The sequence below is a fragment of the Streptomyces prunicolor genome (genome assembly GCF_045162825.1).
Classification (GTDB): Bacteria; Actinomycetota; Actinomycetes; order Streptomycetales; family Streptomycetaceae; genus Streptomyces; species Streptomyces prunicolor.
Genome location: NZ_CP108676.1, coordinates 3,158,001 through 3,175,757, shown reverse-complemented (window position 1 = coordinate 3,175,757; position 17,757 = coordinate 3,158,001). Strand labels below are relative to the sequence as shown.

Sequence of the window (17,757 nt, the reverse complement as noted above, 5' to 3'; positions counted from 1 at the left end):
CCGGGCGGCCGGACAGGCACTCCTCGACCGCTACCCCAACCTGCGCGTCGCGTTCGTCGGCGACCTCGCCGGCGGACAGGTCCAACTTGTCGTCGACGACGTCGAACTGCCCTGGCAGGAGATCGACCTGCGCCGCCTTGCCTCGCAGTCCGACCGCGAGCGGGCGTACGAGGAACTGCTCGCGCAGGACCTGCACACCAACTTCGACCCGGCCCGCCCGCCCCTGCTGCGCATGACTCTGGTCAGGACCGGCGACGCCCAGTCCGAACTCGTCTTCACCGCACACCATGTGCTCTTCGACGGCTGGTCCCTGCCCGTCCTCGTACAGGATCTGCTCCGGCTCTACGCCAGCCATGGGGACCCGGCCCAGTTGCCTCGGGCCCGCGGCTTCCGGGAGTTCCTGTCCTGGCTCTCCGGGCAGGACCAGGAACTCTCCGCGCGCGCCTGGGCACGGGAGCTGGACGGTGTGCGCGAACCCACCCTGGTGGCCGCGGTACTGCCCCAGGGAACCGGGACATCCGGGGTCGACCAGGCCGAGGTGCCGCTGCCGGCCGGTGACGCCGAGGCGCTCGCCCGCCGTGCGGCCGAACTCGGCGTCACCCTCAACACCCTGGTCCAGGGCGCATGGGGGCTGCTGCTCGGTGCGGTGACCGATCGTCAGGACGTCGTCTTCGGAGCGACGGTTTCCGGACGCCCGCCCGCGCTGGACGGTATCGACTCCATGGTCGGCCTGTTCATCAACACACTTCCCGTGCGGGTGAGTTACTCGCCGGGCGAAACTCTCACCGATGTCCTGACCGGGCTGCAGCAGCGGCAGGCCGCGCTGCTGGACCACCACCACTACGGGCTCACCGAGATGCATCGGCAGACCGGACTGAGCGTCCTGTTCGACACGATGATCGCCTTCGAGTCGTTCCCCGTGGACCAAGCCGGACTGAGCGGGGCCAACAGCGGTACGGAGATCGCGATCACCGGCACGCGGCCCTACGCCGGCACGCACTATCCACTCACGGTCATCGCGGCAGCGGATCCTCTGCTGAGACTGACGCTCCACTACCAGCGCGACGCCCTCAACGGCGCGGCGGTCCGCACTCTCGCCGACCGGTTCGGCCGGATCCTGCACCGGATCGCCGTAGAACCCCGGGGGCGGGTGGCACAACTGGATCTGCTCGCACCGGCCGAGCGCCAGTGGGCCCTGTCCGACGTGAACGAGGCCGCGGGCTCCGCCGCCCCGACGACCGTCCCCGCAGCCGTGGAGCGGCAGGCAGCCCTGACACCTGACGCCGTGGCTCTGGTCTGCGGTGACATCTCCATGACGTACGCGGAGCTCAATGACCGAGCGGACCGGGTCGCCGGCGAACTGGCCCGGCGAGGCGTCGGTCCCGAGACGGTGGTCGCGATCGCGCTGCCCCGAACCCCGAACCTGGTGGTGGCCCTGCTGGCCGTGCTCAAGGCCGGCGGCGCCTACCTGCCCATCGACCCGGCCTACCCCAGCGGCCGCCTGGAATACGTCCTGACGCAGGCCCGGCCCCGGCTGCTGCTCACCGACGCGGAGACCGAGCCGATGCTGCCCGCCGGCTCGGTGGAGCGGCTGCTCTTCGCCGACCTCGAGAAGACCGTGGACGCCGATGAACCCGACCTGCGCGACGCGGACCGGCGCGGCGCGGCGCGCCCCGAGCACGCCGCCTACGTGATGTACACCTCCGGCTCGACCGGAGCCCCCAAGGGCGTCACGATCACCCACGGGAACATCACCAACGGCATCGCCCACCTGGCCGAGGTCGTCGGCGCGGCCCCGGGGCGGCGCATGCTGGCCAGTACGTCGGTGAACTTCGACGTCTCGGTCTTCGAGATCTTCACCGCCCTTTCGACGGGCGGGACCCTCGATCTGGTCCGCGACGCGTTGGTCATCGGCGAACGCGAAGGCTGGAGGGGCGACGTCGTCAGCACGGTTCCGTCTGTGCTGACCGAACTCCTCGAACAGGACGCGGACCGGATACCGGCCGACACCCTGGTGTTCGCCGGCGAGGCGCTGACGGGCGACCTGGTGCGTCGTATCCGCGAGGCACGGCCCGAGGCCCGCATCGTGAACGGATACGGCCAGAGCGAGACCTTCTACGCGACGGCTTTCTCCCTGCCCGCGGGACAGCCGTGGACAGGGACCGGCGGCGTTCCCATCGGCACACCGCTCGGTGGAGTCCGTACCTATGTCCTCGGTCCCGGCCTGGCACTCGTCCCGCCGGGCGCCGTGGGCGAACTGTACGTCGCCGGCGCCTGCATGGGCCGCGGCTACCACGGACGGCCCGCGCTGACGGCCGACAGGTTCGTCCCCGACCCACACGGGGCGCCCGGCACCCGCATGTACCGCACAGGCGACCTGGCGCGCTGGAACGCCGAAGGGCAGCTGGAATACGTGGGCCGCACCGACCACCAGGTGAAGGTGCGTGGCTTCAGGATCGAACCCGCGGAGATCGAGGCCGCTCTGACCGCCGGCCCCGACGTCGGCCGCGCCGCGGTCATCGCGCTCAGAGCGACCGACGGCGCCACGCGCCTGGTGGGCTACGTGACCCCGGCCGTGCACGGCAGCGCACCGGCCGTCGACAAACTGCGAGCCCACGTCGCCGGACGACTGCCCGAGTACATGGTGCCGAGCGCCTTCGTCGTGCTGGACCGGTTCCCGTTGACCCCCAACGGAAAGCTCGACCGCGCGGCGTTGCCCGAACCGGAGTTCACCACCGCGACCTCCCGGCCGCCCAGAACCCCGCAGGAGGAGACGCTCTGCGAACTGTTCGCCGAAGTCCTCGGGCTGGAAAGGGTCGGCATCGACGACTCTTTCTTCGACCTCGGCGGCCACTCCCTTCTCGCTACTCGACTCACCCGCAAGATCCTCGTCCGGTTCGAGGTCGAGATCCCGATCCGATCCCTCTTCGAATACCCCACGGTTGCCGATCTGTCAGCGCACTGGCAGAGCATGAACAGGTCCAGCAGGCCTCGGCTGCGCCGGATGACTCAAGGAGCAGATGCCAAGTGATCCCCCTGTCCTTCGCGCAGCGCCGCCTCTGGTTCCTCGACCAGCTGGAGGGCCCGAGCAGCACCTACAACATCTCGATGGCGCTGCGCCTCACCGGAGACCTGGACACCGAGGCACTGCGCGCAGCCCTGCTGGATGTGATCGCCCGGCACGACAGCCTGCGCACCCTCATCGCAAGCGACGCGTCGGGAACGCCGTATCAGCACGTAGTGGACCCGTCGGCGGCCGAGTTCGAGTTCACCGTCGTTCCCGCGACGGCGGACGAGGCCGTGGACATCGCGGCGCACTGTGCGGCACGCACCTTCGACCTGGCGGCGCAGATACCGATACGCGCAGCCGTGATCCGCCGCGCCCCCCAGGAGCATCTTCTGGTCGTGGTGGTGCACCACATCGCCGCCGACGGCGAGTCGATGGCGCCTCTGGCCAAGGACCTCGTCACGGCGTACACCGCCCGTACCTCCGGGCACGCCCCGGCCTGGGAAGAGCTTCCGGTGCAGTACGGCGACTACACGCTCTGGCAGCAGGAGCTGCTGGGATCGGAGGACGATCCGCGCAGCCGCCTGTCCACGCAACGCGACTACTGGCAGAACGAGCTGGCAGGCATTCCGCAGCCCCTCACACTGCCCTTGGACCGGCCTCGCACCTCCGGCACCCGGCACGACGGCGACCGGGTCGCCTTCGTCGTCGAGCCCGAGCTCGTCGCCCGGCTCGGGAGCCTCGCCGGCAGCCACCGGGCCACGCTCTCCATGGTCATGCAGGCGGCGGTGGCTGCACTCCTTGGCCGACTCGGTGGCGGTGACGACATCGCCATCGGCTCGCCGATCGCGGGCCGCACCGACGAGGCACTGGCCGATCTCGTCGGGTTCTTCGCCAACACCTGGGTGCTGCGCGCCGATCTGTCGGGCGATCCCACGTTCGACCAACTTCTGGACCGCGTACGGGACAAGGCCCTGGCCGCATACGACCACCAGGACATCCCCTTCGAGCGGCTCGTGGAACTGCTCAACCCCGAGCGCTCGACCGCCTATCATCCGATCTTCCAGACCATGTTCATCTGGCAGAACGTGGCGCGCCCCGACTTCGGACTGCCGGGGCTCGACGTGTCGCCCGAGCCGGTCGGGGCCCAGAGCGCCAAGTTCGACCTGACGTTCAACATGGGGGAGGTGCCCTCCGCCGCCGGGCCGGTCGTGCAGGGCAGCATCGAGTACGCGGTCGGCCTCTTCGACCGCACCACTGTGCAGACCATGGCCGACCGCCTGCTGCGCCTGCTGCGCCGGCTCGTCGAAGCCCCAGCCCGGAGGATCTCCCGCGCGGACCTGCTCTCGCCGGCCGAGCGTGAACGGACGCTCGTCAAGTGGAACGACACCGCCGGCCCCACCCCCGCAGAGGGCATCACGGGGCTGTTCGAGCGGCAGGCCGACCGAACCCCTGACGCGATGGCGGTCACGGACGACACGACGACGCTGACATACCGCGAACTCGACACCCGGGCCAACCGCCTGGCGCACTGGCTCCTCGAACGCGGCGCCGGCCCTGAGAAAGTGATCGCCGTGGCGCTGCCCCGCGGCACCGACATGGTCGTCGCACTCCTCGCCGTCCTGAAGACAGGAGCGGCCTACCTGCCCATCGATCTGAACTTCCCCGCCACCCGCAACGAGTCCGTCCTGAGTGACGCCGACCCGCTGCTCGTCCTTGACGCCGAGATGCCGGCGCACGACCTCGGCTCCTACCCCCACACGGCTCCGGCGGCACCCCGCTGCTCCGCGGCGAACGCCGCCTACGCCATCTACACATCCGGCTCGACCGGAAAGCCGAAGGGCGTGGTCGTCTCCCGAGGAGCACTCGAGAACTTCCTTGCCTCGATGCAGGCCACGTTCCGGTTGCGCCCGTCCGACCGGCTGCTCACCGTGACCACCATCGCCTTCGACATCGCCGCACTCGAGGTCTTCCTCCCGCTCCTCAACGGCGCGGGCGTCGTGGTGGCCGACCGGGACACGGTGCTGCGGCCGTCCGCCGTCCTCGACCTGATCGAGCGCCACGGCGTGACCGTCGCGCAGGCCACCCCCTCGTTCTGGCAGATGCTGGTCACACACGCCCCCGAAGGCCTGGGCGGCCTGCGCATCCTGGTCGGTGGGGAAGCCCTGCCGACCGACCTGGCTCGCACCCTCCACGCGACCGCCGAGAGCGTCACCAACATGTACGGGCCGACCGAGACGACCATCTGGTCCACACTCGCCGAGCTCCCGGGCGACACCGGAACCCCGCCCATCGGCCGGCCGATCGCCAACACCCAGGTCTACGTGCTCGATCCGGCGCTGAACCCGGTCCCGACCGGAACCCTCGGCGACCTGTACATCGCCGGTGACGGCGTCGCACGCGGCTACCTCCACCGGCACGACCTGACCGCGGAACGCTTCGTCGCCAACCCCTTCTCCCGGGGCCGCCGCATGTACCGCACCGGAGACCTTGCCCGCTGGAACGCCGACGGACAGCTGGAGTACGCCGGACGCACCGACAACCAAGTCAAGATACGCGGCTTCCGCATCGAACTCGGCGAGATCGAGGCCGCGCTCACCGCACACCCCGACGTCGCTCAGGTCGTCGTCGTCGCCCGCCCCGACCGCGCAGGCAGCAGCCACCTTGCCGCGTACGTCACCACGGCACCCGGGGCCACCGGTCCCGAACCCGCGGCGCTGCGCGCCTTCGTGGGCGAGCGGGTACCCGAGTACATGGTTCCCGCGGCGGTCGTCCCGCTCGAAGCGATGCCACTGACGCCCAACGGGAAGATCGACCGCAAGTCCCTGCCCGAACCCGAGTTCGCCACCGGCGCCTACCGCGCACCGCGCACCCAGGAAGAGGAAGTCCTGTGCGCCCTGTTCGCGGACGTCCTCGACAAGGAACGGGTGGGAGCGGACGACTCCTTCTTCGAACTGGGCGGACACTCACTCCTGGCGATCCGTCTGGTGGCGCGCATCCGAGCGACCTTCGGCGCCGATCCGGGCGTACGAGCCGTCTTCGACACCCCCACACCGGCCGGCCTCGCCACCCACCTGAGCACGAGCACCGACGCACGCCCGCCGCTGGTCGCGGCGCCGCGTACCGAGCGGATGCTGTTGGCGGATGGGCAGCGGCGGTTGTGGTTCCTGGATCAGTTTGATGGGTCGGGTGCGGCGTACAACATGCCGGTCGCGGTGCGGTTGTCGGGTGTGTTGGATGTGGTGGCGTTGCGTGGGGCGCTGGCTGATGTGGTGGGCCGGCATGAGACGTTGCGCACGGTCATTGACGTGGTGGATGGCGTGCCGGTTCCACGTGTGCTGTCGGAATCGGCAGTCGAGCTGATGGTCGAGACCGTCGCATCCGGTGACCTCTCGGCAGCGCTGTCAGCCGCGGCGTCCCAGCCGTTCGATCTGGCTGTGCAGGTTCCTGTCCGGGCGCGGTTGTTCGAGGTGGGGCCCGGTGAACACGTTCTGCTGCTGGTTCTGCATCACATTGCGGCGGATGGCTGGTCGATGGCGCCGTTGTTGCGGGATCTGTCGCGGGCGTATGGGGCGCGGTTGTCGGGTGGGGTGCCGGGCTGGGATGCGTTGCCGGTGCAGTACGCGGATTACGCGTTGTGGCAGCGGCGGGTGCTGGGTTCGGAGGACGACCCCGACAGCCTGGTGTCGGGTCAGCTGGCGTATTGGCGTGGGGTGTTGGAGGGTTCTCCGGCGGAGATTGCGCTGCCGTTCGACCGGGTGCGGTCTGCGGTGGCGTCGCGTCGGGGTGGCAGTGTGCCGTTCGCGGTGGGTGCTGAGGTGCATGAGCGGTTGACGTGCCTTGCGCGGGAGCGCGGGGTGTCGTTGTTCATGGTGTTGCATGCGGCGTTGCTGGTGGTGTTGTCGCGGGTGGGTGCGGGTGAGGACCTGCCGGTGGGTGCGGCGGTGGCGGGTCGTTCCGATGAGGGTCTGGATGATCTGGTCGGGTTCTTCGTGAACACGGTGGTGCTGCGTACGGATGTGTCGGGTGATCCGTCGTTCGTGGAGTTGTTGGATCGGGTGCGTGAGGTTCATCTGGGTGCGCACGCTCACGCGGATGTTCCGTTCGACCGGCTGGTCGATGTTCTTGGAGTTGAGCGGTCGGCTGCGAGTCAGGCGTTGTTCCAGGTGATGCTCGTGCTGCAGAACAACGCGCGAGGAAGGCTGGAGCTGCCGGGTCTCGACGTAGCCGTGGAGCCGATCGCACTGAGTTCCGCGAAGTTCGACCTGACGCTGCAGTTGGCCGAGGAGCCCGATGCCCACGGGGGCCCCGGTGGACTCTCAGGTGGGCTGGAGTTCGCGGTCGACCTCTTCGACGAGGCGACCGTCAAGGCTTTGGCCGGCCGCTTCGTGCAGGTGCTCGAAGCGGTGGCGGCGGACCCGTCGGTGCCGGTCAGCGGTACTGACGTGTGGTTGCCGGGCGAGCGTGAACGACTGACCGGATGGAGCGCAGCCGGGACGGCCGCGCAGATGACGGCGGCCACGGTGCCCGAGTTGTTCGCGCAGTGGGTGGCCCGGACACCGGACGCAGTCGCGTTGGACTCCGGCGAAATGCAGCTGTCGTACGCGGAGTTGGACGCGCGGGTGCAGCGGCTCGCCGGCTGGCTGGCTTCCCGCGGTGTGGGTGTCGAGGACGTGGTGGCGCTGCGGCTCGGCCGATCGGTGGAGCTGGTGGTGGCCGTGCTGGCCGTCGCCCGGCTCGGCGCTGCATGGGTGCCCGTCGACCCCGCCCACCCCGAGCAGCGGGTGCGGCACATCCTCGATGAGGCCATGCCCCAACTGGTCCTGGACGCCGCCGAGATCGCGGAAGCGGAAGCGGCAACGGTGGGCCAGGAGCCCCTGCTCGTACCGACCGTCGCCGCGGATCCCGGCCGGCTCGCGTACGTGATCTTCACGTCGGGATCGACCGGGGCGCCCAAGGGGGTGGGGGTCACCCATGCCGGTGTGGGCGCGCTGGCCGCTTCGATGGCGGAGCGGTTCGCACTCACCGGCGACAGCCGGGTGTTGCAGCTGGCATCGCCAAGCTTCGACGCTTCGGTGATGGAACTGCTGATGGCGTGGAGTTCCGGTGCGGCGCTGGTCATCGCTCCGCCGGGTGTACTGGCGGGCCGGGAACTCGCGGAAGTACTGACGACAGGGCGTGTGTCGCACGCCTTGGTGCCGCCGGCCGTCCTGGCAACGGTGCCCGACCTTCCCAGCGATGTCCTGACCGTGCCGGTCGTGGGTGCGGAGGCGTGCCCGCCGGAGCTGGTGGCACAGTGGGCGCCGGGTCGGCAGATGGTCAACGCCTATGGCCCCACCGAGGTGACCATCGCCGCCACGCTCAGCCGCCCGCTGGCAGTGACGGGGCAGGCGCCGCCGATCGGCCGCCCGGTCGCGGACAGCCGGGTGCGGGTGCTGGACGCGTCGCTGCGGCCGGTGCCGCAGGGCACGGTGGGTGAGTTGTATGTCGCCGGGGCCGGCCTGGCCCGCGGCTATGTGCACCAGCCGGCGCTGACCGCGGCCCGGTTCGTGGCCGACCCCTTCGACGCCGGGCAACGGCTCTACCGGACCGGGGACCTCGTGCGATGGAACGCGCACGGCGAGCTGGACTACGTCGGCCGGGCCGACCAGCAGGTCAAGGTCCGTGGATTCCGCATCGAACTCGGCGAGATCGAGACGGCCCTGGTCGCCCACCCGCAGGTCTCCCGGGCCGTCGTCACCGCCCGGGAGACGCCCGATGGGAGCAAGCAGCTGGTCGGTTACGTCGTCCCCGTCGCCCCGACAACCGCTCCGCAACCCGACGGTGTACGGGAGTTCGCGGCCGAGCGGCTACCGGAGTACATGGTCCCCGCCGCGATCGTGGTGCTGGACGGATTCCCGCTCAACACCAGCGGCAAGATCGACCGCAAGGCCCTTCCGGAGCCGGAGTTCACCAACCGAGCCGCCTCCCGCGCCCCGCGCACCCCGCTCGAAGAGAACCTGCGCACGGTCTTCGCGGACGTCCTCGGCGTCGCTGCCGCAACGATGGGAGTCGACGACTCCTTCTTCGACCTCGGCGGCCACTCCCTCCTCGCTACCAGGCTCATCGCGAAGATCCGTACGGATTTCGGAGCCGAGCTCGGTGTCCGCACCGTGTTCGAGGCACCGACGGTGGCGGGGCTGGCGGCGCGGCTGGTCGTCGCGGACCGCGCGCGCCCGGCGCTGGAGCCCCAGGCTCGACCGGAGCGGCTGCCGTTGTCGTACGCCCAGCGACGCCTGTGGTTCCTCGACCAGTTCGCGGGCCCCAGCGACACCTACAACATCCCGGTCGTGCTCAGGCTCACCGGCCCCCTCGACGTGGCCGCGCTGAGGGCCGCGGTGACGGACGTGGTGGGCCGGCACGAGAGCCTGCGGACCACCGTGTCCGCGGACGAATCGGGTGTCCCCTTCCAGCAGGTGCGGCCGGCGCAGGACCTCGCGCTGGAGATTCCGCTGGTGCCGGTGGCACCGGACGAGGTGTCCGCGCGCGTCGCGCAGTCCGCCGCCCACGTCTTCCACCTCGCCACGGAAATCCCGCTGCGGGCCGCGATCCTCCAAGTTGCCGCCGACGACCATGTGCTGATCCTGGTGGTGCATCACATCGCCGGCGACGGCGAGTCGATGGCACCGCTGTCCCGGGACCTGGTCTCCGCGTACCACGCCCGCCTGACGGGCGAGGCACCGCACTGGCGCCCCCTGCCGGTGCAGTACGTCGACTACACCCTGTGGCAGGAGCGGCTCCTCGGCGACGAGAGCGACCCCACAAGCCGTTCCTTCGACCAGTACACCTACTGGCGCGCCGAGCTGGCGGGTGCGCCCCAGCCGCTGCAGCTGCCCACGGACCGGTCGCGCCCCCCGGTGGCCGGCCACCGCGGTGACCGCGTCGCGTTCACGATCGAGCCGGAACTCTTCCACCAGGTACAGGAGTTGGCGCGCCGCGAGGATGCGACCGTGTCGATGGTGCTGCAGTCGGCGCTCGCGGTCCTGCTCCGCCAGCTCGGCGCCGGAGACGACATCACGATCGGCTCGCCGATCGCGGGCCGGACCGACGAGGCGCTGGCCGATCTCGTCGGGTTCTTCGCCAACACCTGGGTGCTGCGCGCCGACCTGTCCGGCGACCCGTCGTTCGTCGACGTGCTGAACCGAGTGCGGGACAAGTCGCTGGCGGCCTACGACCGTCAGGACGTGCCGTTCGAGCGCCTGGTGGAGCTTCTCAACCCGGACCGTTCCACCGCCTACCACCCCCTCTTCCAGGTCATGTTCGCCTGGCAGAACATCAGCCGACCCGACTTCGAACTCGACGGGCTGCGCCTCGGTTACGAACCGGTGAGTGTCGACTCCGCCAAGTTCGACCTGTTCTTCGGCCTGGCCGAATACGGCACGGATGCGGAGCACGGTGTCCAGGGCAGCCTGGAGTACGCGACGGACCTTTTCGACCAGGACACGGCGATCGCCCTCGCGGAGCGCTTCGTCCGGGTGATCCAGCAGGTGACCACCGGTCCGGACCGGGGTGTCGCCGGCGTCGACCTGCTCTCGGACGTGGAACGGGACTTGGTGGTGACCGGGTGGAACGACACACAGGTGCCGCTTCCGGCCCTCACGATTCCGGGGCTGTTCGAGGAGCAGGCAGCCCGCACTCCGGACGCCGTGGCGGTGGTCTGCGACGGGGCGTCCTGGACGTACCGCGAGCTGGACGAACGAGCCAACCGGCTCGCGCGGGAGCTGGTGCGCGCCGGACAGGGGCCCGAGGCGATTGTCGGTCTCGCCCTGCCCCGTGACGCGAACCTGGTGGTCGGCATGCTGGGCATCCTCAAGTCGGGCGCCGCGTATCTGCCGATCGACCCGCGCTATCCCAGTGCGCGACTGGACTTCGTGCTGGCCGACGCGCGTCCTGGGGTGATCATCACGGATACCCGGACCGCGAGGGTGCTGCCGGACAACAACGCCACCTGCCTGTACCTCGACCGGCTCGACCTCGAAACCGGTGACGGCTCCGCCCTCGACGAGGCTGAACGGCCGGCTTCCTGGGGGGCGGACAACTTGGCGTACGTGATGTACACGTCCGGATCGACCGGGAACCCCAAGGGCGTTGCCATCCACCACGCCAATCTCGTCAACGGCGTGCTGCGCCTGGCCGACGTGGTGGACGTGCGGGCGGGATCGCGCATGCTGGGCGCGACGTCGGTCAACTTCGACGTATCGGCCTTCGAGGTGTTCACCGCGCTCAGCCGCGGTGCGACCGTCGAAGTCGTCCGGGACGTCCTGGAGCTGGCCGAGCGTGGCGGCTGGACGGGCGGCTCGCTGCAGGCCGTTCCCTCGGTGTTCTCGGAGATCCTCGATACCGTCGCCGGGAAGATGGACGTGGACACCGTGGTCCTGGGCGGCGACAGCTTGCCCGCCACGCTCCTGGACAAGGTGCGCACCGCGATCCCCCAGGCGCGCCTCGTCCAGGCGTACGGCCAGACGGAGGACTTCTACGCCACCACCTTCGAGATCCCCGAGGACTGGACCGGCACCGGCAACGTGCCCATCGGGGCCCCGCTCGGCAACATGCGTACCTATGTGCTGGGTTCCGGGCTGGTTCCCGTCCCCATAGGAGTGACGGGTGAGCTCTACGTGGCTGGAGCGGTGGGCCGTGGCTACCACAACCGGCCGGACATCACGGCGGAGCGCTTCGTCGCGGACCCTTTCGGTCCCGCCGGGGAGCGCATGTACCGCACCGGCGACCTGGTGCGCTGGACCGCCGACGGACAGCTGGAGTACCTGGGCCGTGGCGACACACAGATGAAGATCCGCGGATTCCGTATCGAGCCCGGTGAGATCGAGGCGGCACTCGTCGCGCACCCCGGGGTGCGCCAGGCGGTGGTCCAGCTCCGGCGCGTGCGCGCCGAAGGCGGCGACCGACTGGTCGGCTACGTCGTCCCCGTGGAAGCGGGGGATGGCCCAGTCACCGGGGAGCCGTCGGCCCGCGGGCTGGACGTCGAGGACCTGCGCCGCTTCGTTGCCGGTCGGCTGCCGGAGTTCATGGTGCCCTCGGCCTTCGTGGTCCTCGACCGCTTCCCGCTCGACCCCAACGGAAAGCTCGACCGGCGGGCGCTGCCTGCCCCCGCACTGCAGACCACGTCGTTCCGGGCCGCCACGACTCGACGTGAGCAGGCCCTGTGCGAGGTCTTCGGCGAGGTTCTGGGGGTCGGGAGCATCGGCGTCGACGACGACTTCTTCACCGTCGGCGGCGACAGCATTCGCTCCATCCAGGTCGTGGCCAGGGCCCGGGCGAGGGGGATCGAGGTCAGCCCACGGGAGGTGTTCGAGCATCGCACCGTGGCCCGACTCGCCGACGTGGCACGAGAGCTGGGCGTGGGGACCGAACCTGTGGCGCTGCCGGAGCTGGAGGGCGGTGGCGTGGGCTGGTCCCCGTTGCCGCCGGCCGGCCAGTACATGCTGGAACTCGGCGGCGGACACGGTCGGTTCCAGCAGTCGATGGTGTTGACCCTGCCAGAGGGGATGGACGCCGCGGGGCTGACCGCGACCGTACAAGCGGTGCTGGACACCCATGATGTGCTGCGTTCACGCATGATCACCGGCGCCGATGGCCCGGACGGGTTGGTGGTATCGGCACCGGGCACGGTATCGGCCCACAGCCTGATCCACCGGGTGCCGTGTGACGGGCAGTGGCGGACGGCGGACTGGAGGGCGGTGCTCGCCGCAGAGCTGGACGCGGCGGCCGGCCGGCTGGATCCGGCCGCCGGCCAGATGGCACAACTGGTGTGGTTCGATCCCCTCGGCGGGGGAGACGGCCGGCTGCTGGTAGTGCTGCACCATGTGGTGGTCGACGGTGTGTCGTGGCGCATCCTGCTGCCCGATCTGGCCACGGCCTGGGAGCAGGTGCGCGCGGGCCACGCCCCTGCCCTGCCACCGGTGGGAACGTCCGCGCGGCGCTGGATGCATGCCCTCGCCGAGGAAGCCGCGCGGCCGGAGCGAACCGCCGAACTCCCGCTGTGGCGGGGCATTCTGGACGGCCCGGATCCGCTGCTGGGTGAGCGGCGCATCGATCCGGTCGTCGACACCATGGCCACCGTGGAACGTGTCCAGGTCTCCGTGCCGGCTGACGTGACGGAGGCGGTGCTGACCACGCTGCCGGCTGCCTTCCACGGCGGGGCGAACGACGGGCTGCTCGCGGCCCTCGCTCTGGCGCTGGCCGAGTGGCGCTCCCGGCGGGGTGTCGCCGAGTACTCGGCACTCGTCCGGATGGAGGGGCACGGCCGCGAGGAGGATCTGGTACCCGGTGCGGATCTGTCCCGCACCGTCGGGTGGTTCACGAGCATGTTCCCGGTGCGCCTGGACGTGACCGGATGCGACCTGGCCGAGGCACTGGCCGGGGGCGCGGCCGCGGGCCGGGCGGTCAAGGCGGTGAAGGAGCAACTGCGGGCGATCCCGGACAAGGGCATGGGCTTCGGACTGCTGCGCTACCTCAACGCGGAAACCGCACGCGATCTGTCCGTCTTCGAGACGGGCCAGATCGGCTTCAACTACCTGGGCCGCTTCTCCTCGGCGGACATGCCGGAGGAGCTTCGGGGCCTGGGCTGGACCCAGGCCCCGGAGGGCGGGGTGATCGCCGACCTCGATGCCGACATGCCTGCGATGTCCGTCCTGGATGTCACGGCGGTGGCCTCCGACACGGACCAGGGCACCCAGCTGGGCGCGGTCTTCAGCTTCCCGGCCGAGATCCTGTCCACGGCCGACGTCAAGGCGCTGGCCGACCTGTGGGTCGACGCACTCGCCGCGCTCGCCCACCATGTGCGCAACGACGCGCGGGCCGGCGGTCTCACCCCCTCCGACCTGCCCCTCGTCGAGGTCGGCCAGCTAGAGCTCGAGGTGTGGGAGAAGGCCCATCACGGCCTCGCCGACGTGTGGCCGCTGACACCGCTCCAGTCCGGCCTGCTGTTCCACGCGATGCTCGCCGACGCGACGTTCGACGCGTACAACATGCAGCTGGCCTTCGAACTCACCGGCCCGGTCGAACCCGATCGCCTCCGCGCCGCCGGACAGGCGCTCCTCGACCGCCATCCCAACCTCAGGGCCGCGTTCGTCCCCGACACCACCGGCGGGCACGTCCAGCTGATCGTTGACGACGTCGAACTGCCCTGGCAGGAAGCCGACTTCAGGACTCTGTCGGACCCGGCCGAGCGGGACAGTGCCTTCGATGAACTCCTCGCCCGCGACCTGCGCACCAACTTCGACCCGGCCCGGCCCCCGCTGCTGCGCATGACCCTGGTCCGGACGGACGACACGGTCTGCCACCTGGTGCTGACCGCCCACCACGTCCTGTTCGACGGCTGGTCCCTGCCCGTCCTGCTGCAGGACCTGCTGCGGCTCTACTCCTCCCGCGGAGATGCGACGGGATTGCCTCAGGTCCGTGGCTTCCGTGATTTCCTGGTCTGGCTTTCCGCGCAGGACCAGGACGCCTCCGCGCAGGCCTGGGCCCGCGAACTGGAAGGCGTCGACGAGCCCACCCTCCTGGCCGCGGGACGGTCCGGAGGTGACCAGAGCGGCATCGGTCTCCTGGAGGTGCCGCTGTCACCGGAAGAGGCTCAGACGCTCGCGCGCCGGGCCGCCGAGCTGGGAGTCACCGTCAACACGCTGGTGCAGGGCAGCTGGGCCCTGGTCCTGGCAGGTCTGACGGGACGCCAGGACGTGGTCTTCGGAGCCACCGTCTCCGGTCGGCCGCCCACGCTGCCCGGGGCCGACTCGATGGTCGGCCTGTTCATCAACACCCTTCCGGTGCGTGTCACTTGCGCACCCTCGCAGAGCCTCACGGAGGTGTTCACCGGGCTGCAGAGCCGACAGGCCGCACTGCTCGATCACCACCACTACGGGCTCACTGCCATCCACCGCGACACCGGGCTGAGTGCCCTGTTCGACACCATGATCGCCTTTGAGTCGTACCCGGTGGACCAGGAAGGTCTCGGTGCCGCCGGAGCGACGACCGACCTGGCGGTGACCGGCATCCGCCCGTTCTCGGGCACGCACTACCCGCTGACGGTCATCGCGGTGACCGAGCCCCACCTACGCCTGACACTCCACTATCAGCAGGGACTCTTCGAACGGTCCGAGGCGGAAGGCATCGCCCAGCGCCTCGCACGGGTCCTGCGGCAGGCGACAGCGGACCCGGAGAGCAGCAGCGGTCGGCTGGACCTCCTCGCGCCCGCGGAGCGGCTGCTGGTACTCGACCGGTGGAACGACACGGCCACCGATCTCGTCCCGGCCACGATCCCGGCCGCTTTCGAACGACAGGTGGCGGCGCGCCCGGACGACATCGCTCTGGTCTGTGACGGTACGACGCTGACGTACCGGGAGCTCGACACCATGGCGGACCGCGTGGCGCGCGGTCTCGCGCGCAGAGGTGTGGGAGCCGAGACGATCGTGGCCGTGGCCCTGCCCCGGACACCGCGTCTCGTGGCCGCGCTGCTCGGCGTGCTCAAGGCGGGCGGTGCGTACCTGCCCATCGATCCGGCCTACCCCAGCGGCAGGCTGGCGTACGTCCTGTCGCACGCGCGGCCGCAGCTGGTGCTGACCGATGCCGGGACTGAGGCCGTCCTGCCGCGGAGCGGCGTTCCGCACGTGTACGTCGACGCCGTCCTCGACGAGGAGGCGACGGGCACGGCGGCGGCCACCGGCGGTGTGCGCCCAAGTGAGCTGCGCCCGGACAACACGGCGTACGTGATGTACACGTCGGGTTCGACGGGCACGCCCAAGGGCGTCGCCATCACTCACGGCAACGTCACCAACGGCGTGGCACAGCTCGCCGGCTCGCTGAACGTGGGCCCCGGTCAGCGCATGTTGGCCGGAACCTCCGTCAACTTCGATGTCTCGGTGTTCGAGATGTTCACCGCGCTGACCACGGGCGGCAGCGTCGACCTGGTCCGCGACGCCCTGGTGCTGGCCGAGGGCGCGGGCCGGGACGCGGACATCATCAGCACCGTTCCCTCGGTCTTCGCGGAACTGCTGGAGCAGAAGACCGACATCGCCGCCCGTACGCTCGTCTTCGCCGGTGAAGCACTGCCGGGAACCCTCGTGGAACGGATCGGTGAACTGCTGCCGCAGGCCCGGATCGTCAACGCGTACGGACAGAGCGAGTCGTTCTACGCGACGCTCTGGGCGGACAGCGCGGAGGCCGGGGCAGGAGCCCCCATCGGAGCTCCGCTCGGAAACGTGCGCACCTATGTGCTCAACTCCGGTCTCCAACCCGTTCCGGTGGGTGTGATCGGCGAACTGTACGTCTCCGGAGCGTGCCTCGGGCGCGGCTACCACGGCAGGGCCGCCCTGACCTCCGAACGGTTCGTCGCGGATCCGCACGGGGCGCCCGGCACGCGCATGTACCGCACCGGCGACCTGGCCCGGTGGAACGCCGGCGGGCAGCTGGAGTACGCGGGACGCAGTGACCACCAGGTCAAGATCCGCGGTTTCCGCATCGAACCCGGAGAGGTCGAAGCCGCCCTGACAGCGTGTGTCGGAGTGTCCCAGGCCGTCGTCATCTCACGCGACAGCCCCGGCACCGGGCGGCACCTGGTCGGGTACGTCACCCTGCAGAGTTCGGACGACGAAGTCACCCCGGACCGGCTGCGTGAGGAACTGGCCGGGCGCCTGCCCGACTACATGGTGCCCAGCGCGTTCGCCGTCCTGGACCGCATGCCACTCACTCCGAACGGCAAGCTCGACCGGTCGGCGTTGCCGGAACCGGACTTCGACACGAGCACCTACCGAGCCCCGCGCACACCGCAGGAGGAGGTGCTGTGCGGACTGTTCGCGCAGACGCTCGGTGTGAAGCGGGTCGGAGTCGACGACTCCTTCTTCGACCTCGGCGGACACTCGCTCCTCGTCACGAGGCTGACCAACAGGATCCTGATGCTGCTCGGCGTGCGCCTGCCGATCCGCGCGGTCTTCGAAACCCCGACGGTCGCTGGTCTGGTGCGACGGCTCGCCTCCGGCGCCGACGCCGGTCAGTCGGCTGACCCGTACGCCGTGGTGCTGCCGCTCAAGTCGGGCGGGGAACGGCCGCCACTGTGGTGGTTCCACCCCGGCGGTGGCCTGAGCTGGTGCTACATGGGCTTCGCCCCGCACCTGCCCGACGACCGGCCGAGCTACGGCATCCAGGCCAGGGGCCTGGACGGGGCCGCCCCCATTCCCCAGTCGATCGAGGAGATGGTCGCGGACTATGTGGCGGAACTGCTCGCCGTGCAGCCACAGGGGCCCTTCTTCCTGGCCGGCTGGTCGTTCGGCGGGACCCTGGCTCACGCGGTCGCCGGTGAACTGGAACGGCGCGGGCATCAGGTCGACCTGCTGGCCCTCCTGGACTGCGCCCCCAGCACGTTCTTCGCGGCCAGCCAGGACGCCCCCGAGGCCGAGGTGCGCGGCATGTTCGAGGCGTACGTCGCGATGGCCGACCAGGAGGCGCTCGTGGACCGTATGACCGAGATCCAGATCGAGCACCTCGCCCTCATGCGCCAGTTCACTTCGCCGGTCTACCGAGGAAAGGCACTCTTCTTCAGCGCCACGGTCGACTCGCCCGAGGCCATCGCGGAGCACTGGAAGCCGTACATCCTCGGTGGCATTCAGGAACACGAGATCGAGTGCAGCCACCACGCGATGCACCTGCCGGAACCGGCCGCCGCGATCGCGGAGATCATCGGCGGGGCGCTCCAGGAGGTCTGA

General features: G+C 70.2%; 2 protein-coding genes (1 of these 2 cut by a window edge). Both read left to right on the top strand.

Annotation, left to right across the window (positions count from 1 at the left end):
- A protein-coding gene (locus OG588_RS14270; protein WP_405947603.1) for an amino acid adenylation domain-containing protein crosses the window boundary here: on the top strand, window positions 1-3,031 show its end. Its footprint begins 12,431 nt before the window's first position; 3,031 of the gene's 15,462 nt are visible here — the last part of the coding sequence; the start codon falls outside the window, past its left edge; the stop codon is at window positions 3,029-3,031.
- Entirely contained in the window at window positions 3,028-17,757 is a 14,730-nt protein-coding gene (locus tag OG588_RS14265; protein ID WP_405947602.1) for an amino acid adenylation domain-containing protein, read from the top strand. Before OG588_RS14270 ends, OG588_RS14265 begins: the two co-directional genes overlap by 4 nt.